We start from the raw sequence: 23,309 nt of genomic DNA on the forward strand, positions 1-23,309 counted from the left end.
ACGTGCGCGGGCCCGAGCCGTCCGCGCCTAGGCTGACGACGTCATGCCCGCCCGAGTTCACGCACTGCTGGTCGTGCGCCCCGATGCGCGCGTGGCCACCGACATCCGCCTCGAACGCGTCCTGTCCGCGCTCGCGGCGCAGTCGCGCCCCGTGGACACGCTCACGATCGTGCTCTGCGGCGTGCACGCCGGTGACCGTGAACTGCAGCGCATCGCGGGGGAGTCGGGCGCCGAAGGGGTCATCACGGCCGATCGCGGCACCTCTTTCGCCGACGCCCTCGATCTGGCCAGCCGCCGACTCGACGGCGAGGCGGTGTGGATCCTCGCCCAGGACACCACCCCCGCGCCCGACGCCCTCATGCGCCTTCTCGGGGCGCTCGAGACCTCGCCGTCGGTCGCCTTCGCCGCCCCGAAGCTCGTGCGCGCCGACGACAACGACCGCATCGTCTCCCTCGGCGTCTCCCTGACCCACGGGGGGCGCACGGTCGGGCTCGCCGACGGCGAGCACGACCAGGGCCAGCACGACGCGGGCGACGACGTCCTCGGCGCCGACGTCCGCGGCATCCTCGTGCGCACGGACGCCTGGCGGGCGCTGGGCGGACTCGACACCGCGCTCGCCGGCGCGGACGAGGGCCTCGACCTCGGCGTCCGCGCCCGGCTGCGCGGCGGGCGCGTCGTGCTCGCACCGCAGGCGATCGTCGCCATCGCCGACGCCGACCGCAGCGACCCGCCGGCGCTCGGCGACCGCTTCGAGCCGGAGGGCGTGCGCCGCGCCTACGCCCAGCGCACCGCACAGCTGCACCGCCGCCTCGCCTACGCCCCGGCGGCCGCGGTCCCGCTGCACTGGCTGTCGTACCTCCCGCTGGCCCTGCTGCGGTCGGTGGCGCTGCTGCTGGGCAAACGCCCCGCGCTCATCGGCCCCGAGTGGGGGGCCACCGTCACGGTGATGGCCCGCCCGGGTGCGGTCGCCCGGGCGCGACGCGGCATCCGGGCCGGGCGCAGCGTCTCGTGGGCGCAGCTCGCGCCGCTGCGGATCACCCGCGCCGAACTGCGCCAACGCCTCGACGACGACGTGGTGGACGGTGCCGCGCGCGGGGAACTGCGCTTCTTCTCGGGCGGCGGGGCCTGGATCGTGCTCGGCGCGCTGCTGGTCTCCGTGCTCGCCTTCCTCTCGCTGCTGGCGTGGCCGGTGCTCGGCGGGGGAGCGCTCGTCCCGCTGCGGGCGACGGTCGCGCAGCTGTGGGCGGATGCCGCGTCGGGACTGCGTCCGCTCGGCTGGGACACCAGCGGTCCGGCGGATCCGTTCAGTGCGGTCATCGCCGTGCTCGGCTCGCTGTGGCCCGCGGCGCCCTCGCGCGTCCTCGTCGTCGTGTGGGTGCTGGCGCTGCCGCTGGCGGCGCTCGGGGCGTGGTTCGCGGCGACCCGCGTCACGGAGCGCCCCCTCGCGCGCGCCCTCGTCGCCGTCGGCTACGCGCTGGCGCCGAGCCTGCTGGGGGCGCTCGCCACCGGTCGACCCACCGTCGTGATCGCGCACCTGCTGCTGCCGTGGCTGCTGTGGACCGCCGCCGTCGCGCACCGCTCGTGGAGCGCGGCCGGCATGGGGTCGGTCATCGCGGTCGCCGTCCTGGCCTGCGCGCCCTCGCTGGCCCCCGCCGTCGTGCTGCTGTGGGTCGTGGCCATCGTGCTCACGGCGAGCCTCGGACGAGGCCGCGGCATCGCCCGCGTCATCTGGCTCCTCGTGCCCGCGGTGGCCGTCTGGGCGCCGATGGTCTGGCATCGTCTCGACACGGGCGACCCGTGGGCGCTCCTGGCCGACCCCGGCGTCCCCCTCGCGAGCGGCGAGCAGGTCGACCTCGCGCGCCGCATCGCGATCGCCTTCGGATTCCCGACGACCGACGGCGCGGGATGGGATCAGCTCGTCGCCGGGATCGGACCGTGGGCGCTGCTGCTGGTCGTCCCGCTGCTGGGTCTCGCCGTCGCCGCACCGCTCCTGTCGCGGGTCGTGCCGGCGGCCGTCGCGCTCGTCGTGGCCGTCAGCGCCCTCGCGACCGCGATGGCCGTCATCGGCATCGAGGTCACCACGGATGCGTCCGTGGGCATCGCCGTGTGGCCCGGGGCGGCGTTGAGCCTGTACTGGCTGGCGCTGCTGGGCGCGGCGGCGCTCGCCGTCGATGCGATCCCCGACGCCGCCCGGGTGCGGATGCCGCTGGCGGTCCTGGCCATGGCCGCGCTCGCCGTCAGCGCCGTGCCCGCCCTCACCGCGCTTCCCCGGGGGACCTCCGCCCTCACCGACGGGCCGAGCAGCACGCTGCCCGCCTACGTCGAGGCGGAGGGCCGCGCCGGGCTCGGCAACGCGACGTTCGTGTTGACACCGGCATCCGACGGCGCCGTCGTCACCGACGTCGTGTGGGGCGAGACCTCGGCCCTCGGCGGACAGACGACGCTCCGCTCGGCGCGCCGGAGCCCCGACGCCGGCGACGCCGAGGCGGCGCGACTGACCGCCGAGCTGCTCGCCGCGCCCTCGGGGAGCGCCGTGGCCGACCTCGCCGCCCACGGCGTGGCCTTCGTCCTGCTCAGCGGCGGCGGTGACGGCGAGAGCGATGTCGCACGGGCCGTGCGCATCGGGGCGGAGACGGCGCTGGACCAGCGCGACGACCTCGAGATCGTCGGCGACACGGGCCGCGGCAAGCTGTGGCGCGTCACCGGCACGGTCGTCGATCGGCAGCAGACCGGCGCCGCCGCCGGTGCGGAGGTCGCCGTCCTGCAGATCGGGGTGATCGTCGTCGCGCTCCTGCTGGCGCTTCCGACGCGGCGCTCGCTCCGCCTGAACCGGCGTCGCCCGCGCACCGTCGGTCTCGAACGAGGAGGGGCAGCGTGAGCGACGGAGTCTCCCAGGCCCGCGGTCCGCGCGGCATCGCCGGCGTGCGGCTGGCCGTCGGCGGCGCCGTCGCCGCGGTCGCGATCGCCGCGGCCGTCGCCCTCGTCGTGACGCCGCTGCCGACCCTCGCGCGCGAGGCCGTCTCGGTCACGGCGCACACCCCCGCATCCGCCTCCGTCGCGACGTGCGTGGGACCGATCCTCGCCACGGGGCGCGACGCGTCGATCGCCTCCCAGCTCACGGATGCCGCGCCCGCCGCCGTCACCTCCGCCGCCGCCTCCGCGGGCACGCCCGCCGCGGCGACGACCTCGACGCTGCTCACCCCCGATGTCACGGGGGGAACCGGCCCGACGACGCTTCGCGCCGCCCCGGTCGGCGGGGAGCCGACCGACATCGCGGCCGCCTCGGCTGCCCGGGCGGCCGCCGAGGACCTCAGCGGGTTCGCCGCCGCGGCGTGCGCCCGACCGGAGATGGAGTCGTGGCTCGTCGCGGGCTCCGCCGCGACGGGGGCGTCGGATCTCGTCGTGCTCTCCAACCCCGGCGCGGTCGCGGCGCGGGTCACCGTCACCGTCTACGGCGCCGACGGCGGCGCCGTGCCCGTGGCGGGCAACGGCATCGTGGTTCCCGCCGGCACGCAGCGCGTCATCCCCCTCGCCTCGCTGGCCATCGGCGAGGAGAATCCCGTCCTGCGGATCACCTCGTCCCAGGCGCCGGTCCGTGCCGCGCTGCAGGCGAGCCTCACGCGCGTGCTCGTCGCCGGCGGCGTCGACCAGGTGGGGGCCGCCGCCGTGCCGGACACCGATCTCGTCATCCCGGGCGTCCCGGTCGTCACGACCCAGGGCGGCGCGGGTGAGAGCAACGTGCCCACCGCGCTGCGGCTCCTCTCGCCGGGCAGCGACGCTCAGGCGACGGTGACCGTCTTCCAGGGCGCGACGCAGGTGGGCACCGCGCAGACGGTGCCGTTGACGGCGGGTGTGCCGCTGAAGCTCGACCTCGGCGGCCTCGCCACCGGCACCTACGCCGTGCGCGTGAGCGCGACGGCCCCGGTCACGGGCGCGGTGTGGGCGACCTCGGGGTTCGGCGCCGGGAGCGACTTCGGCTGGTTCGTCGCGGCCGAGGAGATCTCGGCTCCCGCGCTCGTCGCGGTCGCCGCCGGCGGGTCCGGCGCGCCGGAGCCCACGCTGACGCTCGCCTCCTCCGACGGGCGGGCGACGACCGTGGTGCTGACCGCGGCGGCCGGCGCGGGCACGGCGACGGATGTGACGGTGCCGGCGTCGGGGGCGGTGACGGTCCCCGTCCGCCCCGGAGAGGTCTACCGCGTCGATCCCGGCACGGGCGCCGTGCGCGCGGGCGTGACCTACGCGGGGGCGTCGGCTCTCGCGGGCTATCCGGTGGCGCCGAGCGCGGCGGCGGCGTCGGCGGTCACGGTGTATCCCCGCTGAGCCCGCTGAGGGCCGCCGCCGGCGGCGCCCTCAGAAGTAGCGGAAGCGCTCGGGGCCGAGGTCCCACGGATCGCGGTCGAGGTACTCCGCGGCCGCACGGAAGACGCAGCTCTCGATCGCCATCCGCCGGTGCAGGTCGTCCTCGCGGTGCAGCGACCCGAGACGCTCGATCGGCAGCCGGTAGAGCACGATGCGCCGGTCGCCCGTCGACACCGTCCAGCGCGGGATGCCGTCGGCGTCGGGCGCCGGAGGCATCGCCGCGACCTCGAAGGCGACGTCGCGCAGCTCGGGCCAGGCGCTGCGCAGGAACTCCGCCGCCGTGCCCACGGTGAAGTCGAAGCGTTCCTCCCGGGTCTCCTGCGCCGGCAGGGGCGGGCGGACGACGGGGCTGCGGTCCTCGCGGCCGTGGCGGCCGTGGCGCGAGGCGCGCACGCGCGGGGCACTGCTCGCGCGCCGCCTCATCATGGTCCGAGTCTAGGTCAGCGTGCGCCGATCGGCCGGGCCGATCGCCCCGCGGCGGCGCGGCATCCGCTCGGGGAGCACCGCGGACGGGTACCGTGAGGGCGATGCGTACCCGACTGTGCTCGAAGGTGGGCTGTGCCCGCGAGGCTGTGACGACCCTGACCTACGACTACGGCGACCAGATGGCGGCGCTCGGCCCCCTCGGCGCGGCGACCGACCCGCACGCGCACGACCTCTGCGCGATCCACACCGATCGGCTGTCCGTGCCGAAGGGCTGGGTCGTCGTGCGCCACGAGACGCTGCGGGTCTGACGCACAGCCGTCCCCGGGCGTGGGATGCGAGAATGGTCGGATGCCGACCACTGCCGCCCCCGCCCGCCTCCACGACTTCGTCGTCGCCGATCTGAGCCTCGCCGAGGCCGGTCGTCACCAGCTCCGCCTCGCCGAGAACGAGATGCCCGGGCTCATGGCACTGCGCGAGGAGTACGGGCCCTCGCAGCCCCTCGCCGGCGCCCGCATCGCGGGCTCGCTGCACATGACCGTGCAGACCGCCGTGCTCATCGAGACGCTCGTCGCGCTCGGAGCACAGGTGCGCTGGGCGAGCTGCAACATCTTCTCCACGCAGGACGAGGCCGCCGCCGCGGTCGCCGTCGGCCCCACGGGCACCGTGGACGAGCCCGCTGGGGTTCCCGTCTTCGCGTTCAAGGGCGAGACGCTCGAGGAGTACTGGCAGCTGGCCGACCGCATCTTCGACTGGTCGGCGGAGGGCTTCGACGGCCCCAACCTCATCCTGGACGACGGCGGCGACGCGACGCTCCTCGTGCACAAGGGCGTCGAGTTCGAGGCGGCCGGCGCGGTGCCCGCGGCATCCGAGAACGACTCCCTCGAGTACCGCATCGTGCTCGACACGCTGCGCGCCAGTCTCGCCCGCGACCCGCAGCGCTTCACCCGCATGGCGTCGCAGATCGTCGGCGTCACCGAGGAGACCACGACCGGCGTGCACCGCCTGTACGAGCTCGCCGCCGCCGGGAAGCTCCTGTTCCCGGGCATCAACGTCAACGACTCGGTCACCAAGAGCAAGTTCGACAACAAGTACGGCATCCGTCACTCGCTGCCCGACGGGCTCAACCGCGGCACCGACGTGCTGATCGGCGGCAAGGTCGCGTTCGTCGTGGGCTACGGCGACGTGGGCAAGGGCGCGGCCGAGGCCCTGCGGGGTCAGGGCGCGCGCGTCATCATCGGCGAGGTCGACCCGATCTGCGCGCTGCAGGCGGCGATGGACGGCTTCCAGGTCGCCCGGCTCGAGTCCGTCGTCGGCGACGTCGACATCCTCATCACCGGCACCGGCAACACCCGCGTCGTGACCGTCGAGCACCTCACGAAGCTGAAGCACCTCGCGATCGTCGGCAACGTCGGCCACTTCGACGACGAGATCGACATGGCCGGTCTGGAGGCGCTGCCGGGCGTCGAGAAGATCGAGATCAAGCCTCAGGTGCACGAGTACCGGCTGCCGGCGGCCGCCGACGGCGCGCCCCGCAGCATCCTGGTGATGAGCGAGGGGCGCCTGATGAACCTCGGCAACGCGACCGGGCATCCCTCGTTCGTCATGAGCGCGTCGTTCACCAACCAGGTGCTCGCCCAGATCGAGCTGTACACGAAGCCCGAGCTGTACCCCGTCGGCGTGTACGTGCTGCCGAAGATCCTCGACGAGAAGGTCGCGCGCCTGCACCTGGCCGCCCTGGGCGTGGAGCTCACGGAGCTGACCCCCGAGCAGGCCGCCTACATCGGCGTGCCCGTCGAGGGTCCCTACAAGCTCGAGCACTACCGCTACTGAGCCGCGCCCTCCGCGTCTTCGCAACGCCGTCCCCGCCAGCGGGGGCGGCGTTGCGGCGTTCGGAGCGCGGCCGCGACGGCCTATGGATCACCCGTGAGTAATTTTGACTCTGTCAAAATTGGGTAGGGTGGAGACATGACCGATATCGACACCCCGCACGGCGAGGCGGCGGCCCCGGCCGCGCTGCGGGCGGCCGGACTCAAGGTCACCGAGTCGCGGACGGCCGTCTACGACGCCCTGCGCGACATGCCGCACGCGAGCGCCGACGACGTCTTCCTGCGAATCGTCCAGCGGATGCCGCGGACGAGCCGCCAGTCCGTGTACAACGCGCTGGGCGACTTCGTCGACGCCGGGCTGGTCCGCCGCATCGAGCCCGCGGGGCGCCCCATGCTGTTCGAGCTTCGGGTGCGCGACAACCACCACCATCTCGTGTGCACCTCCTGCGGCACGGTCGTCGATGTGGACTGCGCCATCGGCGCCGCGCCCTGTCTGCAACCGTCCGACGCGCACGGCTTCACCCTCACCACGGCGGAGGTCACGTACTGGGGGCTCTGCCCCTCGTGCGCGGCCGCCGCCGGACCCACCCCAACGGAAGGAACACCATGACCGACCACGACCCGACCACCGCCGGTATCGGCGCTGACGCGACCGAGATCGACCAGTCCCTCACCGTCAGCGACACCGACGAGGCGCGCGCGGAGGAGGCGGCGACTTGCCCGGTCATCCATGCGCAGCCGCATCCCACCAGCGGCTCGGCGAACCGGGTGTGGTGGCCGAACCAGCTCAACCTCAAGATCCTCGCGAAGAACCCGAGCGTCCGTAACCCCCTGGATGACGACTTCGACTACGCGGCGGCCTTCGAGTCGCTCGACCTCGCCGCCGTCAAGGCGGACATCGCGGAGCTCCTCACCACGAGCCAGGACTGGTGGCCCGCCGACTTCGGCCACTACGGGCCCCTCATGATCCGCATGGCCTGGCACTCCGCCGGCACCTACCGCGTGACGGACGGCCGCGGCGGCGCGGGAGCGGGACAGCAGCGCTTCGCTCCGCTGAACAGCTGGCCCGACAACGTCAACCTCGACAAGGCCCGGCGCCTGCTCTGGCCCGTCAAGAAGAAGTACGGGCAGTCGATCTCCTGGGCCGACCTCATGATCCTGGCCGGCAACGTCGCGCTGGAGTCGATGGGCTTCCGCACCTTCGGCTACGCCGGCGGACGCACCGACGTGTGGGAGCCGGACGACGACGTGTACTGGGGCCCCGAGACCACGTGGCTCGGCGACGAGCGCTACTCGGGCGACCGCGAGCTCGAGAAGCCTCTCGCGGCCGTGCAGATGGGCCTCATCTACGTCAACCCCGAGGGGCCCAACGGCAACCCCGACCCGCTCGCCTCGGCCCGCGACATCCGCGAGACGTTCGCCCGGATGGCGATGGACGACGAGGAGACCGTGGCCCTCATCGCCGGCGGCCACACCTTCGGCAAGACGCACGGCGCCGCCCCCGACGCCAACCTCGAGGACAACCCCGAGGCCGCGGGGCTGGAGATGCAGGGCCTCGGGTGGAAGAACAACCACGCCACCGGCCGCGGCGACGACACGATCACGTCGGGCCTGGAGGTGACGTGGACCTACCACCCGACCCGGTGGGACAACGAGTTCTTCCACATCCTCTACGCGTACGAGTGGGAGCTCATGAAGAGCCCGGCCGGCGCGCACCAGTGGCGGCCGACGGGCGGCCACGGCGCCGACATGGTGCCGCTCGCCCACAGCGACGGCAAGCGCGAGCCCCGCATGCTCACCAGCGACCTCGCGCTGCGCGTGGACCCCGCCTACGACAAGATCTCGCGCAGGTTCAAGGACGACCCGGACGCCTTCGCCGACGCGTTCGCGCGCGCCTGGTTCAAGCTGACGCATCGCGACATGGGTCCGGTCGCCCGCTACCTGGGCGCCGAGGTCCCCGGCGAGGAACTGCTGTGGCAGGACCCCGTCCCCGCGCCGACCGGCGCCCCGCTCGGGGCCGACCAGGTCGCCGACCTCAAAGCTCGGGTGCTCGCCTCCGGCCTCACGGTGTCCGAGCTGGTCGCCACGACGTGGGCCGCGGCATCCTCCTTCCGCGGCAGCGACAAGCGCGGCGGCGTCAACGGCGCCCGCATCCGCCTCGCCCCGCAGAAGGACTGGGAGGTCAACAACCCCGCGCAGCTGCACCGCGTCCTGGGCGTGCTCGGGGGCATCGCGGCCGACGCCGCACAGGCGGGCATCGAGGTCTCCCTCGCCGATCTGATCGTCATCGCGGGCAACGCGGCGGTCGAGAAGGCGGCCGCCGACGCGGGCGTGGAGGTGGAGATCCCGTTCCACGCGGGGCGCACCGACGCGTCGCAGGAGCAGACCGACGTCGAGTCCTTCGGCTACCTGGAGCCCGCGGCCGACGGGTTCCGCAACTACCAGGGTCCGCTGGCGGCGATGCCCGCCGAGTACCACCTCCTCGACAAGGCGAACCTGCTCACCCTCACGGCGCCGGAGATGACGGTCCTCGTCGGCGGTCTGCGCGTGCTCGGGGCCAACTGGGACGGCTCGCCCTACGGCGTGTTCACCGACCGCGTCGGCGTGCTGACGAACGACTACTTCGTCACGCTGCTCGATCTCGGCACGACCTGGAAGCCGCTGGATCCCGGAGCCCACGCGTTCGCGGGGACGAAGGACGGCAGCGGCGAGAAGGTCGGCGTCGGCACCCGCGTCGACCTGCTGTTCAGCTCGAATTCCGAGCTGCGCGCGCTGGCCGAGGTGTACGCCTCGGACGACGCCACCGAGAAGTTCGTGCGCGACTTCGCCGCCGCGTGGGGCAAGGTCACCGAGCTGGACCGGTTCGACCTGCACCGCTGACCGCGCTGCGCGCATGCCGGGCCCTCTCCGATCGGAGGGGGCCCGGTTCGGCGTGGAGGGAGTTCTCGCGCGGCTGCCTGGGAAAGCGCTGGGAGTGCACTATGGTCGTGCTGAGCCGGAAGGGACCGGCGATGACCACAGGAGCTCATCATGAAGGATTCGTTGCGCAACCCCCTCGCCGAGTTCATCGGCACGTTCATCTTCGTGTTCGCCATCATCGGCGCCGTCAACAGCGGCAGCGCCCTGACCCCCCTCGCCATCGGCTTCGCACTCATGATCATGGTGTTCGCGACCGGCCACATCTCCGGCGCCCACCTGAACCCGGCGGTCTCGCTCGGCGCCTGGCTGCGCGGCGCCATCAGCCTGACGCGGTTCGTCTCGTACGTCGTGGCCCAGCTCGCGGCCGGAGCGCTCGCGGCGGCCGTCAGCTTCGCACTCTGGCCCGTCGCGGACGAGCCCGCCAAGATCGAGATCGGCCCCGCGTTCCTCGTCGAGGCGCTCTGGACCTTCGTGCTCGTGTACGTCGTGCTCAACGTCGCGACCACCAAGTCCAACGTCCACAACTCGTTCTACGGTCTCGCGATCGGCTCGACGGTCTTCGTCGGCGCCGTGGCCGTGGGAGGCATCTCCGGCGGCGGCTTCAACCCGGCCGTCGCGCTGGGGCTGTCCATCACGGGCATCTTCGACATCGGCGCCTACTGGCTGTACTTCCTGGCCCCGCTGGTCGGCGGCGCGTTGGCCGCGCTCCTGTTCCGCGCCCTCAACAGCGACGACAAGCTGCCCGCTCTGCAGTAGCGGTCGCCGCGGCGGGACGTCGACGATGACGGGTCCGGGACAGCGTCCCGGACCCGTCATCGTCTGCGCGGCACTCGGTGCCATCCCAGGAGCGTCCGATACTGTGTTCCTGCGCCCTGCCGCGTCGGCGGCATCCGGCCCACCCGAAGGACGAACCAGGCCATATGACTTCCCGCATCCTCGTTGTCGACGACGACGTCGCGCTCGCCGAGATGATCGGCATCGTGCTGCGCACCGAGGGCTTCGAACCGCTGTTCTGCGCCGATGGCACCGTCGCCGTCGACGTGTGGCGCGAGGAGCGCCCCGACCTCGTGCTGCTCGACCTCATGCTTCCCGGCATGGACGGCATCGAGATCTGCACGCGCATCCGCTCCGAGTCGGGCGTTCCGATCATCATGCTGACCGCGCGCACCGACACCGCCGACGTCGTCCGCGGGCTCGAATCGGGCGCGGACGACTACATCGTCAAGCCGTTCAACCCGAAGGAGCTCGTCGCACGCATCCGCACGCGGCTGCGCCCCGCCGCCGAGCCGGCGGGCGGCGACCTGCGCATCGGCGACGTCGTCGTCGACGTGGCCGCGCACGAGGTGCGCCGGGGGAACGAGGTGATCGCGCTCACCCCGCTCGAGTTCGAGCTGCTGGTGGCACTGGCCTCCAAGCCGCAGCAGGTGTTCTCCCGCGAGATGCTCCTCGAGCAGGTGTGGGGCTACCACTACAAGGCGGACACGCGCCTCGTGAACGTGCACGTGCAGCGTCTGCGCGCCAAGGTCGAGATCGACCCCGACAACCCGCGGATCGTCATGACGGTGCGCGGGGTCGGCTACCGCGCCGGCGCGGTGGTCTGATCGGCCCACGATGACGCCGCAGACGGCGACCGTGCCGACGATGACCGGGTGGCGCGACTGGCGCACCTGGCCGCGTCGCGTGGCCTACGCCTGGACGCGTTCGCTGCGGTTCCGGACGCTCGTCATCACGATCGGCGCCACGGCGTTCGCGATCCTGATCGCGTTCGTCGCGATGGCCCTCGCGATCCAGAACGACCTCTTCGAGTCGCGCGTCCAGCAGGTGCAGGAGTCGGTGCAGCGGGCGACGCAGTCCACGCAGCAGACCCTCAACGCCGCGCAGGTCGACGGGGACGGCGCCGCGCTCCAGTCCCTGTGGAACAACGTGACCGACTCGATCGCGCGACAGGCCGGCACCGACATGATCGCCGCCTTCCGCATCTCGGACGCCCCGTCGACGATCGCGCCCCAGGACTTCCAGAAGGGCGGCCTCAACGTCGGTCTCATCACGCCGGGGCTGCGCAGCGCCGTGCAGGGGGATGCCGAGAAGCGCTGGTGGCAGTCGGTCGGGCTCGCCGAGTCCGACGGCAGCACGGTGCCCGGCGTCGTGATCGGCCAGCAGCTCGTGTTCCCCGAGGTCGGAGCCTACGAGTTCTACTTCGCGTACGACTTCGCCCCCGAGCAGCAGACCCTCCAGTTCGTGCAGGTGACGCTCTGGCTGGTCGGCGCGGGACTGGTCGTCCTCATCGCCGCCATCTCGTGGTTCGTCCTGCGCTCCGTGACGGTGCCGATCGCCGAGGCGGCGGAGACGAGCGCCACGCTCGCCGCCGGCGACCTGGCCGTACGGCTGCCGGTTCGCGGCGAGGACGAGTTCGCGACGCTGGGCCGGTCCTTCAACGCGATGGCCGACAGCATCGAGGCGCAGATCAAGGAGCTGGCGGAGCTGTCCCTCGTCCAGCAGCGCTTCGTCTCCGACGTCTCCCACGAGCTGCGCACCCCGCTGACGACCATCCGTCTGGCCAGCGACATGCTCAACGACCAGCGGGAGAGCTTCGATCCGACGACCGCCCGCGCCGCCGAGCTGTTGCACGCGCAGGTGCAGCGCTTCGAGACGCTGCTGACCGACCTCCTGGAGATCAGCCGATACGACGCCGGCTCCGTGCAGCTCGAGTACGAGCCCACGAGCCTGGCCCACCTCGCGGAGGACGTCATCGCATCGATGCAGCAGCTCGCGGAGCAGCACGGCACCGACGTGCGGCTGGTCGCCCCCGGCGGGTACTCGCCCGTCGAGATGGATCCGCGGCGGGTACGCCGCGTCGTCCGCAACCTCCTCGGCAACGCGATCGAGCACGGCGAGGGACGCCCCATCGTCGTGACGGTGGACAGCAATCAGCGGGCCGTGGCGATCGGCGTGCGCGACTACGGTCTCGGGATGAGCGCGGCCGATGCGGAGCGGGTGTTCGATCGGTTCTGGCGCGCCGACCCGTCGCGCAAGCGCACCATCGGCGGCACGGGCCTCGGCCTGTCGATCGCGCTCGGCGACGCCAAGCTGCACGGCGGCAGCCTGGCGGTCTGGTCCGAGCTCGGCCGCGGGACGAACTTCGTGCTCACGCTGCCGCGTCAGGGCCAGCCGCTCGACGGGGCCTCGCCGATCCCGGTCGATCCCGTCGAGGACGGGGTCTCGCTGGACGACCTCGGGCTCACGCAGCCGATCACCGTGTTCGACCGGGGGAGTCGCCCATGATGCGTATCCGCCTGCGCGGCGGCGTCGCCGCCCTCCTCGCCGCTCTGCTCTTGACGGCGCTCGTCGCGTGCGCCGGCCTGCCGACCTCGGGCCCGGTCAACCCGGGCGTGCGCATCGTCGACGACGACGGTTCCGCTGACTTCGCGTTCATCCCCAAGGGGCCCGTGCAGGATGCGACGCCCCAGCAGATCGTCGAGGGCTTCATCGCCGCCGGCACCGGTCCCAGCAACAACTGGGAGACGGCCCAGCAGTTCCTCGCGCCGAGCTTCAAGGGCACGTGGAAGCCGCAGGCCGGTGTCACCGTGTACGCGGCCGGGCAGCGGACGCTGCAGCAGACGGGCGCCGCGGAGTTCGTGCTGACCGTCGCGCCGGTGGCGACGGTGGATGCCACGGGCGAGCTGACCCCGGCATCCGACGACGGCGACATCCCCCTGTCGTTCAAACTGGCGCAGCAGACGGACGGCCAGTGGCGCATCACGCAGGCGCCGGACGGCATCGTCCTCGACCAGACGCGGTTCGCGACGGTGTTCGACGCGTACTCGCTCATGTACTTCGACCCCACGTGGACCTACCTGGTCCCCGACGTGCGGTGGTTCCCCCGCTACTACGCCGCCACGAACATCGCGGAGGGACTGGTCGACGGCTCACCGGCGCCCTGGCTGCGCGGTGCGGTCGTGAGCGCCTTCACCGAAGGCGCCCGCCTGGAGCTGACCTCGGTGCCGCGTCAGTCGAACGTCGCGCAGGTGACGCTGCAGGACGGCGCGCGGAACCTCGACCAGGTGGCGCTGGACCGCATGCAGACGCAACTCGAGGCGAGTCTCGACACGGCCGGTATCAGCGGTGTCGACATGATCCTGCCGGGAGGGCAGGCGCTGATGGCGCAGAAGGTCGACGTGCGCTCGACCGCCGTCGCCTCCAACCCGGTCGTCCGCACGGAGGCGGCCTTCGGATTCGCGTCGGGCTCGACGGTGACGCCGATCGCCGGGCTGTCCGACGCGATCCTCAACATCGCGACGACCGACATCGAGGTCAATGCGGATCGTACGACGGCCGCGGTCCGCGACGTGTCGGGCGCCGTGCTCGCGGTGCACGCCGATGCGCCCACCCAGCGGCTGGACCAGCGCGCCGGCCTCATCGCGCCCTCGATCGACCCGTCGGGGTACATCTGGACGGTGCCCACCGACGCCCCGAGCGCCGTGCGGGCCTACGCCCCCGACGGCACGATCGTCACGGTCGCCGGCGGGTGGTCGGGCGCCTCGCAGATCCTCGCGCAGCGCGTGTCCCGCGACGGCACGCGCCTGGTCGCGGCGGTCCGCGACGGCGACCGCTACGCGATCTGGGGCGCGGGGATCCAGCGCGATCGCAACGGTGTGCCGACCTCGATCGAGTCGCCCGAGAAGGTGCTCGACACCCTGCCCGGACCGGCGACGGCCCTCACCTGGCTCGACGGCAGCACGCTCGGGGTGCTCACGAGCGACGGCGAGGACCAGTACCTCGAGACGCTCACCGTGGGCGGGTTCGCCTCAGCGAGCCGCACCCCGGGCGACACCACGACCGTCGCCGGGCAGAAAGACAGCGCGCGCGTGCGGGATGCCGACGGCGAGGTGTACGCCCAGCGCGGCGCCAACTGGCAGCAGCTGGTCGGCGACGTCCGCGTGCTCGCGATCCAGCAGGGCGCGCCCCGCTGATCCCGCGCCGGCTCCTCCCCACGGAGCGCGGGCGCGCGGCATCCCCCCGATGGTGCGCTCCGGGCCCCGCGGCGCGCACGCGACGGCGAGGCTGAGGGGCGTGAGCGCATCCCCACGAGCACCGGGCGGGCTGGGCGCGGTCCTCCGCGATGCGGGTGCCGAGGCGCTGAGCCTGCTGCTGCCGACCCGGTGCGCCGGCTGCGACGTCCCGGACGTCGGACTGTGCCCGGCCTGCCGCGACGAGCTCGCTCCGCGCGTCCGTCGCGGCCGGCTCGACGCGGGCCTGGCCGTCTTCTCGGCGCGGGAGTTCTCGGGCGTGCCCGCGCGTGTCCTGCGCGCGCTCAAGGAAGAGGGCCGCACCGCACTCGCACGACCGCTGGGGGCCGCCCTCGCGGCCGCGGCAGAGGCCGCCGCCGGGGGCCCGGTCGAGGACGTCCTGGTGGTTCCCGTCCCCTCGTCCCGGGCCGCGTTCCGGCGTCGCGGCCACGAGGTGGCGGGGCTGATCGCGCGCCGCGGCGGACTCCGACCGCTGCGGGCGCTGCGGACGGTCGGCGCGGTGGCGGATCAGCGCGGTCTGGGAAGGGCGGCCCGTGCGCAGAACGTCTCGGGCACGATGTGCGCCCGCGGCGTCGAGGGGGCTCCGGTGCTGATCGTCGACGACGTCGTCACCACGGGAGCGACCCTGCGCGAGGCCGCGCGGGCCCTCACCGACGCCGGCGCGCGGGTCGTGGGAGCGGCGACGGTGGCCGCCACGGCCCGACACGCCCGGTTAGCCCGGATTCATCGCGGATGCTCACGGATCGCGACGGCGATTCGCAGGTGACACGGGCGCGGCACCCCGATAGCGTGGGAGGGACCAAGGCGAACTCAGGGTCCGCCCTTGACCGGCCGGACCCGGAACAAGGAGGTCAGGATGGAAACTAGCATCGTCGGCGTGGGCGTGAGCATCTCCGATCGTTTCCGCACCGTCACCGAAGAGAAGTCCGTTCGCATCGGAACGCTGGCGCCGCGGGCGCAGCGGCTCGACGTCAAGGTCACTCACCGCGCCTATCACAACGGCAGTCGCGAGGAGGAGACCGTCGAGCTCACCGTCACCGGCAAGGGCCCGCTGGTGCGTGCGGAGGCCACCGACGGCGACAAGTTCACGGCGCTGGACATGGCCGTCGACAAGCTCGCCGAGCAGTTGCGGCGTGCCAAGGACAAGAGGGTGGATGCCCGTAACCACCCGCGGGGAGCCAAGCTGGACAAGGGCAGCGGCGCGCTCTCCGGCATCGATCTGCAGCCGGCCTCGGTCGAGACGCTGCGTGCCGTCGCGACCGGCGAGATCCCGATCGCCGTGGGCGACGAGGGCGAGGACGACTACACCCCCGTCGTCATCCGCACGAAGAACTTCGACGCCGAGTGGATGACGGTCGAGGAGGCCGTGGACCGGATGGAGCTCGTGGGCCACGACTTCTTCCTCTTCATCGACGCGCGCACCGATCACCCGAGCGTCGTCTACCGCCGCAAGGGCTGGGACTACGGCGTCATCTCGCTGACGGCCAGTGCGCCGCCGGCGCGAGAGCTCGCGTCCTGAGCGACGCCATCGACTCCCGGAATCGGAGGGAGTGAACAGAATCGGATGCCGCGACGCGCGGCATCCGATTCTGTTTGCGCGGACCGAATCTGCGGCGGGCGCGGGCGCGCCGCGGGCGCGGGGTCAGTCGAACATGCCGTCCAGGATGCTGCCGATGACGAGACCGCCCAGGATGCCGCCGACCATGTCGCCGCCGCCTCCGCCGCGCCGTCCGCCGCCCCACCCGCCGCCGTTGCCCCAGCCGCCGTCGTTGGGACGCGACGAGTCGATGTCGCGCTGAGCGAGCTGCAGGGCCTCGGCGGCGAGCTGACCGCAGCGCCGCGCGTCGGCCAGTGCCTGCTCGCGATCGTCCTCGGCGATGGGCTGGGCGGCGAGCGCGGCGAGGTCCAGGCGGATGCGCTCGGCCTCGGCCAGGCGGGTGCGCGCATCGGCGCCGATCCATCCGCGGTGGCCGGAGATGACGCTGCGCGCCACCCCGAGCTGGCGGTCCGCGTCGTCGATCGCATGCCGCACGTGCGTCTCGGGCGGCGCCGGATTGGCCAGCCGGGCGCGGGCCTTCGCGACCGCGGCATCCAGCGCGGCGTTCGCCTCGCGCAGCCGGGTGAGCTCGCCGAAGGGATCGGGGAGGCCGCCGGCCGGGGTGAGGGCCATCAGCTCCTTCTCGAGGGTCGACATCGCCGCCGCGACGGCGGGGACGTGCGCGAGGTCGCGGGCGACGACGAGATCGTCGCGCGAGTCCTCCACGATCGCGTCGAGCGTCGACTCCGCACGCAGGGCCTCGACCTCGAACGCGTCGACGGCGTCCAGCAGCGTGGTCCCGCGTCGCACGGCCTCCATCGCGGTCTCCAGGGCGAGGTTCGCCTGTTCGCGCTGACCCGATTCGCGCCGCGCCGTCGACACGTCGGCCCCGTGGGTGGCGAACGCGAACAGCTGCGCGGCCTCCGCGGCGTTCTTCTCGATGCGGCGCACCGCGTCGGGCGAGTAGCGTGCGCGCACGCGGTCGAGGGTCGCCTCGGCCCGGGCCAGGCGCTGCTCGCCGCGCGCGACGTCGGCGCGGATGCCGTCGATGATCTCGGGAGCCCGCCGGGCGCGCTCCACCGGCTCGGCGAGCGCCTGCAGCCGGTCGTCCAGCAGATCCTCGGCCCAGTCGCACAGCTGGATGATGCGCGCGTTGCGGGTGCGCAGCTCCTCCGCCGTGTCGGGGATGTGGTCGTGGTTGAGCTGATTGAGCTGGAAGGCCTCGCCCATGTGGCTGCGGACGGCCGCCAGGGCATCGCGCAGACCCGAGGTCGCCTCGCGGCCGAGTTCGATCTCGGCGAACACGAGTTCGTCCTCGGTCGTGCGCAGCCGCTCGTCGATCGAGACGAGGGCGGCGTCGGCGCGGCGGCCGAGTTCGGCGTCCTCCGCGGCCTTCTGCTGCCGCTCCTGCTTGCGTGCGCCCCAGAATCCCGCCATGCCACGATCCTATGCGTGCCCTTTCGAGGACTCGCGCAGGTAAGCAAAGTCACAGCCAGGTAACATGGCCCCGTATGCCGTGCCCCCGTGCGCGGCTCCGGTGGCGTCGCGCGTCACCCGCACACGATAGATGGAGATGCTCCGTGGCCAACCCTCTCGAGAAACTGCTCCGCGCCGGCGAAGGACGCATCCTGCGGCGGCTTCAGCAGGTCGTGAAAGCGGTCGGGGCCCTCGAAGAGGACTACGCACAGCTCACCGACGAGGAACTGCGCGGCGAGACGGCCGAACTGCGTGCCCGGCACGCGGCGGGCGAGAGCCTCGACAAGCTCATGCCGGAGGCGTTCGCGGCCGTCCGGGAAGCGGCCAAGCGCACGCTCGGACAGCGTCCGTACGACGTGCAGATCATGGGTGGAGCGGCGCTTCATCTCGGCAACATCGCCGAGATGAAGACCGGTGAGGGCAAGACCCTGACCGCGACCTTCGCCGTGTACCTCAACGCGATCGCCGGCAAGGGCGTGCACGTCATCACCGTGAACGACTTCCTCGCGTCGTACCAGTCCGAGCTGATGGGGCGCGTCTACCGTGCCCTCGGCATGACGACCGGCACGATCATCGCGGGCCAGACGCCCGAGGTGCGCCGCGAGCAGTACAACGCCGACATCACGTACGGCACGAACAACGAGTTCGGCTTCGACTACCTGCGCGACAACATGGCGTGGCAGAAGCAGGATCTCGTCCAGCGCGGCCACTTCTTCGCGATCGTCGACGAGGTCGACTCGATCCTCATCGACGAGGCGCGCACGCCGCTCATCATCTCGGGACCGTCGTCGGGAGAGGCGAACCGCTGGTTCGTCGAGTTCGCGAAGATCGCGAAGACGCTCGAGGCCGGCGTCGACTACGAGGTCGACGAGAAGAAGCGCACGATCGGCGTGCTCGAGCCCGGCATCGAGAAGGTCGAGGACTACCTCGGCATCGACAACCTGTACGAGTCGGCCAACACCCCGCTCATCTCGTTCCTGAACAACTCGATCAAGGCGCTCGCGCTGTTCAAGCGCGACACCGACTACGTCGTCATGAACGACGAGGTGATGATCGTCGACGAGCACACGGGTCGCATCCTCGTCGGACGCCGCTACAACGAGGGCATCCACCAGGCCATCGAGGCCAAGGAGAGCGTCCCGGTCAAGGCCGAGAACCAGACGCTCGCGACCGTCACGCTGCAGAACTACTTCCGTCTCTACGAGAAGCTGGCCGGCATGACCGGTACCGCCGAGACCGAGGCGGCCGAGTTCATGTCGACGTACAAGCTCGGCGTCGTGCCCATCCCGACCAACAAGCCGATGATCCGCAAGGACCAGCCCGACCTCGTCTACAAGAACGAGCAGGCGAAGTTCGCCCAGGTCGTGGAGGACATCGCGCGTCGCCACGAGACTGGGCAGCCGGTGCTCGTCGGCACGGTCAGCGTCGAGAAGAGCGAGTACCTCTCGCGACTGCTGGCCAAGAAGGGCATCAAGCACGAGGTCCTCAACGCGAAGAACCACGCGCGCGAGGCCGAGATCGTCGCCCGCGCCGGGCGCCTGGGGGCCGTGACCGTGGCCACCAACATGGCCGGCCGCGGCACCGACATCATGCTCGGCGGCAACGCCGAGTTCCTCGCCGTGCAGGAGGTCAAGGCGAAGGGGCTGGACCCCGTCGAGACCCCCGACGAGTACGACGCCGCCTGGAGCGAGACCTACACCGCGATGCGCGACGTCGTGGCCGAGGAGGCGGCGAAGGTCGTCGAGGCCGGCGGGCTCTACGTGCTCGGCACCGAGCGGCACGAGTCGCGCCGCATCGACAACCAGCTGCGCGGCCGTTCCGGTCGACAGGGCGACCCCGGCGAGAGCCGCTTCTACCTGTCGCTGACCGACGACCTCATGCGCCTGTTCCAGTCGGGAGCCGCCGAGGCGATCCTCGCCCGGACGAACTTCCCCGACGACGTGGCGATCGAGTCGACCATGGTCTCTCGCGCGATCAAGAGCGCGCAGTCGCAGGTCGAGGCGCGCAACGCGGAGATCCGCAAGAACGTGCTGAAGTACGACGACGTCCTCAACCGCCAGCGCGAGGCCATCTACGCCGACCGCCGGCAGATGCTCGAGGGCGACGACCTCTCCGACCGCGTGCACCACTTCATCGAGGACGCGATCGGCGCGATCATCGACGACCACACCGGCAGCGGCCACAACGAGAGCTGGGACTTCGACGCCCTCTGGACCGAGCTGAAGACGCTCTACCCCGTCTCCGTCACGATCGACGAGGTCGTCGCCGAGAGCGGCAGCAAGGGCCGGGTGACGCCGGAGGTGCTCAAGCGCGAGATCCTCTCCGATGCCAAGATCGCCTACGCCGCGCGCGAGGACAAGCTGGGCGAGGCCGCGATGCGCGAGCTCGAGCGCCGTGTCGTGCTGCAGGTGCTGGACCGTCGTTGGCGCGACCACCTGTACGAGATGGACTACCTCAAGGACGGCATCGGCCTGCGGGCGATGGCCCAGCGCGACCCGCTGATCGAGTATCAGCGCGAGGGCTACCAGATGTTCCAGTCGATGATGGGCCAGATCAAGGAGGAGTCGGTCGGCTTCCTCTACAACCTCGAGGTCGAGGTGCGCGCGTCGGGCGACGGCGAGGTCGAGGCGAAGGGACTGCAGGCGGCGCCCGCCGTCGAGGCCCAGAAGCTCCAGTACACCGCGGCGAACGACGCGGGCGAGGTCGAGGTGCGCAACGAGCGCGGGCAGGTGCAGCAGGCGGCGACCAACAAGGTCCGTCAGCAGTCCGCTGCGCAGGCTCCGGCGCAGCCCGCCGCCGAGGCCCCGCGCGGGGCGTTCGGACAGCGGACGGATGCCGCGGCATCCGCTCCCGCGCCGCAGAACCGTGCCGACCGTCGCGCCGCCGGCAAGAAGAAGTAGGTCGATCGGGCGCGGGACGGTCGGGCCACCGGCCGTCGATTGGCCCTGCCCGGGCGGCGATATCCTGATCCGATGAGTCCCCGCATCCTCGACCAGTCATCCAAGCTCAAGGACGTCCTCTACGAGATCCGTGGAGCCGCCCTGGTGGAGGCCGACCGGCTCGAGGCCGACGGGCACCGCATCCTGAAGCTCAACACGGGCAACCCCGCCGTCTTCGGGTTCGAGGCGCCGTACCAGATCGTGCGCGACATGATCGAGGCGATCCCGCACGCGCACGGCTACAGCGACAGCCGCGGCATCATGTCGGCGCGCCGCGCCGTCGTCTCCCGGTACGAGCAGGTGCCCGGCTTCCCGAAGTTCGACCCGGACGACGTCTACCTCGGAAACGGCGTGTCCGAGCTGATCACCATGACCATGCAAGCGCTGCTCGACAGCGGCGACGAGGTCCTGATCCCCGCGCCGGACTATCCGCTGTGGACGGCGATGACGAGCCTCGCCGGCGGGACTCCGGTGCACTATCTCTGCGATAACGAGAACGGCTGGCAGCCCGACCTCGACGACATCCGCGCCAAGGTGACCCCGGCGACGAAGGCGATCGTCGTGATCAACCCCAACAACCCCACCGGCGCGGTCTACTCCCGTGAGGTCCTGGAGGGCATCGTCGAGATCGCGCGCGAGCACTCCCTCCTGCTGCTCAGCGACGAGATCTACGACCGCATCCTCTTCGACGATGCCGTTCACATCCCGCTCGCGACCCTGGCACCCGATCTGCTCTGCCTGACTTTCAACGGGCTGTCGAAGACGTATCGCGTGGCGGGCTACCGTTCGGGCTGGATGGTCATCACCGGTCCGAAGAAGCACGCCGCCGGCTTCCTCGAGGGCATCCAGCTGCTGGCCTCGACGCGGCTGTGCCCCAACGTCCCGGCCCAGCACGCCGTCCAGGCGGCGCTGTCCGGGGTGCAGTCGATCGACGCGTTGATCGCCCCCACCGGTCGCCTGCACGAGCAGCGGGATGCCGCCTTCGACGCCCTGACGGCCATTCCCGGTGTGCAGTGCCACAAGCCGCGCGGCGCGCTGTACGCGTTCCCGCGGCTGGATCCCGAGGTGTACGAGATCCACGACGACGCCAAGTTCGTCTACGACTTCCTCGTGGCCGAGCACGTGCTGCTGGTGCAGGGGACGGGCTTCAACTGGCCCACGCCCGACCACTTCCGCATCGTGACGCTGCCCGAGGCGCGTGTGCTGACCGAGGCCATCGAGCGGCTCGGCAACTTCCTGTCCTCCTACCGCCAGTAGCGATAGGGCAGGGATGCCCCGGCCGGCGCCGTCGCCGCGGTCAGAGCAGTCCCAGCGAGGTCGCGCGCCAGCGTCCGTCCCAGCCCTCGAGACGCATCGCGACGGCGCGCGTGCGGGCGGGTCCTGCGACCACGACGACGCCTTCGACCACGCCGTCGGCGGGGGAGGAGTACCGGGTGGACAGGATGCGGTGCACCGGCCGGGCCGGGGGCACCCCGCGGGCGCTGCGGGCGCGGGCGGACAGGTTGGAGCGGGTGAGCAGGGCGCGGAAGGCGTCTTCGCCGAACCACCGGGCCAGCTGGTCCACTTCGCGGACCCCCGCGAGCACCTCGAGGACGCCGATCGTCAGGTTCTTCAGCAGCGGTTCCGGTTCGGGCAGCGCGTCGGTGCCGGTGCGCTGCGGGGCGAAGTAGTCGGCGACCTCGAGCGCCGAGCCGAGCCGTGACGCCGGCCGGGGAGCGTCGGCGGAGGTGGGGACCATGCTGTACCTCCTCTGGCGGCGTCGGCCCGGGCGGGCGTCTGACGAGTACAGCACAGCGGTCACGAGGCGTGGATGAGAATCCTCCAACGTGTGGACAGGTCGCCTGTGGACAGATCCCGCGCGTCGCGGCATCCCTCTCCTAGGGTCGCGGCGTGCGCTGGGACCGCTTCTTCGAGGATCTGGAAGACCAACTCGACTCCGAATGGGAGGCCGAGCGTGCGGCCCTGGACACCGAGGCGGAGCGACTGCGCCTGTCGCGGGTGCCGTTGCGCGACCGCCTCGTCGCCCTCGCCGACGCCGACGCTGCGCGGTGCGCCGTCCACCTCGTCGAGGGGACCGTGCTCGTCGGGGCCGTCGGACGGGTGGGCGCCGACTGGGCGGCGTTGCGCACGGATGCCGGTGAGGGCCCGACCGTGTGGATCGTCCCGCTGCCCGCGGTGGCGATGATCGTCCTGGACGCGGAGGAGGTGCTGTCCACCGTGCGCGACGCGGGTCCGGGCGGCGCGCTCGGTCAGCGGATGCCGCTCGGCTTCCTGCTGCGCGATCTCGTGCGTCGCCGGGTGCCGGTCACGGTGCGGCTCGTGTCGGGTCAGGCGCTGTCGGGAACGGTGGATCGAGCCGGGGCCGACCACCTCGACCTCGCCGTCCACGACCTCGGCGCGCCGCGGCGGGCCGACCAGGTGCGCGGCTTCCGGCTCGTGCCGTTCGCGGCGGTCGCCGCGGTGCGGCTGGATGCCGTCGCCGACCTGATCTGAGCGCGGACGGCCGCGGTCAGTCGGGGTTTCGGACCGTTCCCCGTCCCCACAGCTCGGGGAAGCTCGCGGCGTTCGACTCCCGCCACAGCGCCATCCGGCGGGCGTCCTCGGCTTGGTCGTCGAGATACTCCGCCACGCTGTCGGCGTCGACGCGCCAGCGCGGGGGCGCGCCCGCCCTGACCCCGCGCAGCCGCCCGTCGATGACGAGCGCGATGACCTCGTCGACGGCGAGCTGCAGCATCTCCGCCACCTGTGCGGGGGCGAGCAGGCGTGCGCCGTCGAGGGGCGATTCGGGCATGAGGACATT

General features: G+C 72.2%; 19 protein-coding genes. 15 read left to right on the top strand and 4 right to left on the bottom strand.

Annotation, left to right across the window (positions count from 1 at the left end; genetic code table 11):
* Positions 1-43: 43 nt before the first annotated feature.
* Entirely contained in the window at positions 44-2,878 is a 2,835-nt protein-coding gene (locus MHO01S_RS07185; RefSeq protein ID WP_061782065.1) for a glycosyltransferase, read from the top strand.
* Positions 2,875-4,320: a DUF5719 family protein gene (locus tag MHO01S_RS07190; RefSeq protein WP_061782066.1), complete on the top strand. Its 1,446-nt coding sequence runs from the start codon at positions 2,875-2,877 to the stop codon at positions 4,318-4,320. The genes MHO01S_RS07185 and MHO01S_RS07190 overlap by 4 nt, the downstream gene beginning before the upstream one ends.
* Positions 4,321-4,350: 30 nt before the next feature.
* On the opposite strand, the gene MHO01S_RS07195 is transcribed toward MHO01S_RS07190, so the two are convergent.
* Positions 4,351-4,785, bottom strand: a complete 435-nt coding sequence (locus MHO01S_RS07195; protein ID WP_061782067.1) for a metallopeptidase family protein — start codon at positions 4,783-4,785, stop codon at positions 4,351-4,353.
* 101 nt (positions 4,786-4,886) lie between these two features.
* On the opposite strand from MHO01S_RS07195, the gene MHO01S_RS07200 reads away from it, so the two are divergent.
* The 10 genes from MHO01S_RS07200 to hpf all read left to right on the top strand — a co-directional run bounded on the left by MHO01S_RS07200 (position 4,887) and on the right by hpf (position 16,076).
* Positions 4,887-5,093: a DUF3499 family protein gene (locus MHO01S_RS07200; RefSeq protein WP_005048283.1), complete on the top strand. Its 207-nt coding sequence runs from the start codon at positions 4,887-4,889 to the stop codon at positions 5,091-5,093.
* A 40-nt stretch (positions 5,094-5,133) separates the two neighbouring features.
* Complete coding sequence (gene ahcY / locus MHO01S_RS07205) at positions 5,134-6,615, top strand: adenosylhomocysteinase (protein ID WP_060960925.1); 1,482 nt, start codon at positions 5,134-5,136, stop codon at positions 6,613-6,615.
* A 135-nt stretch (positions 6,616-6,750) separates the two neighbouring features.
* Positions 6,751-7,221, top strand: coding sequence for a Fur family transcriptional regulator (locus MHO01S_RS07210; RefSeq protein WP_060960924.1), 471 nt, complete (start codon positions 6,751-6,753; stop codon positions 7,219-7,221).
* Positions 7,218-9,491, top strand: a complete 2,274-nt coding sequence (katG, locus tag MHO01S_RS07215; RefSeq protein ID WP_060960923.1) for a catalase/peroxidase HPI — start codon at positions 7,218-7,220, stop codon at positions 9,489-9,491. The genes MHO01S_RS07210 and katG overlap by 4 nt, the downstream gene beginning before the upstream one ends.
* Positions 9,492-9,641: 150 nt before the next feature.
* Entirely contained in the window at positions 9,642-10,286 is a 645-nt protein-coding gene (locus MHO01S_RS07220; protein WP_060960922.1) for an MIP/aquaporin family protein, read from the top strand.
* 164 nt (positions 10,287-10,450) lie between these two features.
* Positions 10,451-11,131 carry an MtrAB system response regulator MtrA gene (gene mtrA, locus MHO01S_RS07225; RefSeq protein ID WP_061782068.1) on the top strand — a complete coding sequence of 227 codons (681 nt, stop codon included), beginning with the start codon at positions 10,451-10,453 and terminating at the stop codon, positions 11,129-11,131.
* 10 nt (positions 11,132-11,141) lie between these two features.
* Positions 11,142-12,812, top strand: a complete 1,671-nt coding sequence (mtrB, locus tag MHO01S_RS07230; protein WP_060960920.1) for an MtrAB system histidine kinase MtrB — start codon at positions 11,142-11,144, stop codon at positions 12,810-12,812.
* On the top strand, positions 12,809-14,500 hold the full coding sequence (locus MHO01S_RS07235) for an LpqB family beta-propeller domain-containing protein (protein WP_060960919.1): 1,692 nt from the start codon (positions 12,809-12,811) through the stop codon (positions 14,498-14,500). The genes mtrB and MHO01S_RS07235 overlap by 4 nt, the downstream gene beginning before the upstream one ends.
* 100 nt (positions 14,501-14,600) lie before the next feature.
* On the top strand, positions 14,601-15,323 hold the full coding sequence (locus MHO01S_RS07240) for a ComF family protein (protein WP_061782069.1): 723 nt from the start codon (positions 14,601-14,603) through the stop codon (positions 15,321-15,323).
* A 90-nt stretch (positions 15,324-15,413) separates the two neighbouring features.
* The gene (gene hpf, locus MHO01S_RS07245; protein ID WP_060960917.1) at positions 15,414-16,076 is read left to right on the top strand and encodes a ribosome hibernation-promoting factor, HPF/YfiA family; all 663 of its coding nucleotides are present in this window, start codon (positions 15,414-15,416) and stop codon (positions 16,074-16,076) included.
* Positions 16,077-16,199: 123 nt separating this feature from the next.
* Here hpf and MHO01S_RS07250 read toward each other — a convergent pair whose 3' ends face one another.
* Entirely contained in the window at positions 16,200-17,531 is a 1,332-nt protein-coding gene (locus MHO01S_RS07250; protein ID WP_060960916.1) for a hypothetical protein, read from the bottom strand.
* A gap of 143 nt (positions 17,532-17,674) precedes the next feature.
* Between MHO01S_RS07250 and secA the strand changes: the two genes are divergently transcribed.
* Together secA and MHO01S_RS07260 are read left to right on the top strand one after the other, a co-directional pair.
* Positions 17,675-20,470, top strand: coding sequence for a preprotein translocase subunit SecA (gene secA / locus MHO01S_RS07255; protein WP_060960915.1), 2,796 nt, complete (start codon positions 17,675-17,677; stop codon positions 20,468-20,470).
* Between the two features lie 72 nt (positions 20,471-20,542).
* A complete protein-coding gene (locus tag MHO01S_RS07260; RefSeq protein WP_060960914.1) occupies positions 20,543-21,766 on the top strand; it encodes a pyridoxal phosphate-dependent aminotransferase in 1,224 nt (407 codons plus the stop codon).
* A gap of 40 nt (positions 21,767-21,806) precedes the next feature.
* Here MHO01S_RS07260 and MHO01S_RS07265 read toward each other — a convergent pair whose 3' ends face one another.
* Complete coding sequence (locus MHO01S_RS07265; protein WP_060960913.1) at positions 21,807-22,247, bottom strand: Rv3235 family protein; 441 nt, start codon at positions 22,245-22,247, stop codon at positions 21,807-21,809.
* A gap of 152 nt (positions 22,248-22,399) precedes the next feature.
* On the opposite strand from MHO01S_RS07265, the gene MHO01S_RS07270 reads away from it, so the two are divergent.
* Complete coding sequence (locus MHO01S_RS07270; protein WP_061782070.1) at positions 22,400-23,002, top strand: hypothetical protein; 603 nt, start codon at positions 22,400-22,402, stop codon at positions 23,000-23,002.
* Positions 23,003-23,018: 16 nt separating this feature from the next.
* Here the strand turns inward: MHO01S_RS07270 and MHO01S_RS07275 are convergent, their stop codons facing one another.
* Positions 23,019-23,300: a helix-turn-helix domain-containing protein gene (locus MHO01S_RS07275; protein WP_060960911.1), complete on the bottom strand. Its 282-nt coding sequence runs from the start codon at positions 23,298-23,300 to the stop codon at positions 23,019-23,021.
* Positions 23,301-23,309 lie beyond the last annotated feature (9 nt).

The sequence above is a fragment of the Microbacterium hominis NBRC 15708 genome, from assembly GCF_001592125.1.
Classification (GTDB): Bacteria; Actinomycetota; Actinomycetes; order Actinomycetales; family Microbacteriaceae; genus Microbacterium; species Microbacterium hominis.

Excerpts from the sequence above, each read along its gene's own strand:
- MHO01S_RS07185 (WP_061782065.1), top strand. The coding sequence starts at position 44 with ATGCCCGCCCGAGTTCACGCACTGCTGGTCGTGCGCCCCGATGCGCGC.
- MHO01S_RS07195 (WP_061782067.1), bottom strand. The coding sequence starts at position 4,785 with ATGATGAGGCGGCGCGCGAGCAGTGCCCCGCGCGTGCGCGCCTCGCGC.
- MHO01S_RS07200 (WP_005048283.1), top strand. The coding sequence starts at position 4,887 with ATGCGTACCCGACTGTGCTCGAAGGTGGGCTGTGCCCGCGAGGCTGTG.
- ahcY (WP_060960925.1), top strand. The coding sequence starts at position 5,134 with ATGCCGACCACTGCCGCCCCCGCCCGCCTCCACGACTTCGTCGTCGCC.
- MHO01S_RS07210 (WP_060960924.1), top strand. The coding sequence starts at position 6,751 with ATGACCGATATCGACACCCCGCACGGCGAGGCGGCGGCCCCGGCCGCG.
- katG (WP_060960923.1), top strand. The coding sequence starts at position 7,218 with ATGACCGACCACGACCCGACCACCGCCGGTATCGGCGCTGACGCGACC.
- MHO01S_RS07220 (WP_060960922.1), top strand. The coding sequence starts at position 9,642 with ATGAAGGATTCGTTGCGCAACCCCCTCGCCGAGTTCATCGGCACGTTC.
- mtrA (WP_061782068.1), top strand. The coding sequence starts at position 10,451 with ATGACTTCCCGCATCCTCGTTGTCGACGACGACGTCGCGCTCGCCGAG.
- mtrB (WP_060960920.1), top strand. The coding sequence starts at position 11,142 with ATGACGCCGCAGACGGCGACCGTGCCGACGATGACCGGGTGGCGCGAC.
- MHO01S_RS07235 (WP_060960919.1), top strand. The coding sequence starts at position 12,809 with ATGATGCGTATCCGCCTGCGCGGCGGCGTCGCCGCCCTCCTCGCCGCT.
- hpf (WP_060960917.1), top strand. The coding sequence starts at position 15,414 with ATGGAAACTAGCATCGTCGGCGTGGGCGTGAGCATCTCCGATCGTTTC.
- MHO01S_RS07250 (WP_060960916.1), bottom strand. The coding sequence starts at position 17,531 with ATGGCGGGATTCTGGGGCGCACGCAAGCAGGAGCGGCAGCAGAAGGCC.
- MHO01S_RS07260 (WP_060960914.1), top strand. The coding sequence starts at position 20,543 with ATGAGTCCCCGCATCCTCGACCAGTCATCCAAGCTCAAGGACGTCCTC.
- MHO01S_RS07265 (WP_060960913.1), bottom strand. The coding sequence starts at position 22,247 with ATGGTCCCCACCTCCGCCGACGCTCCCCGGCCGGCGTCACGGCTCGGC.
- MHO01S_RS07275 (WP_060960911.1), bottom strand. The coding sequence starts at position 23,300 with ATGCCCGAATCGCCCCTCGACGGCGCACGCCTGCTCGCCCCCGCACAG.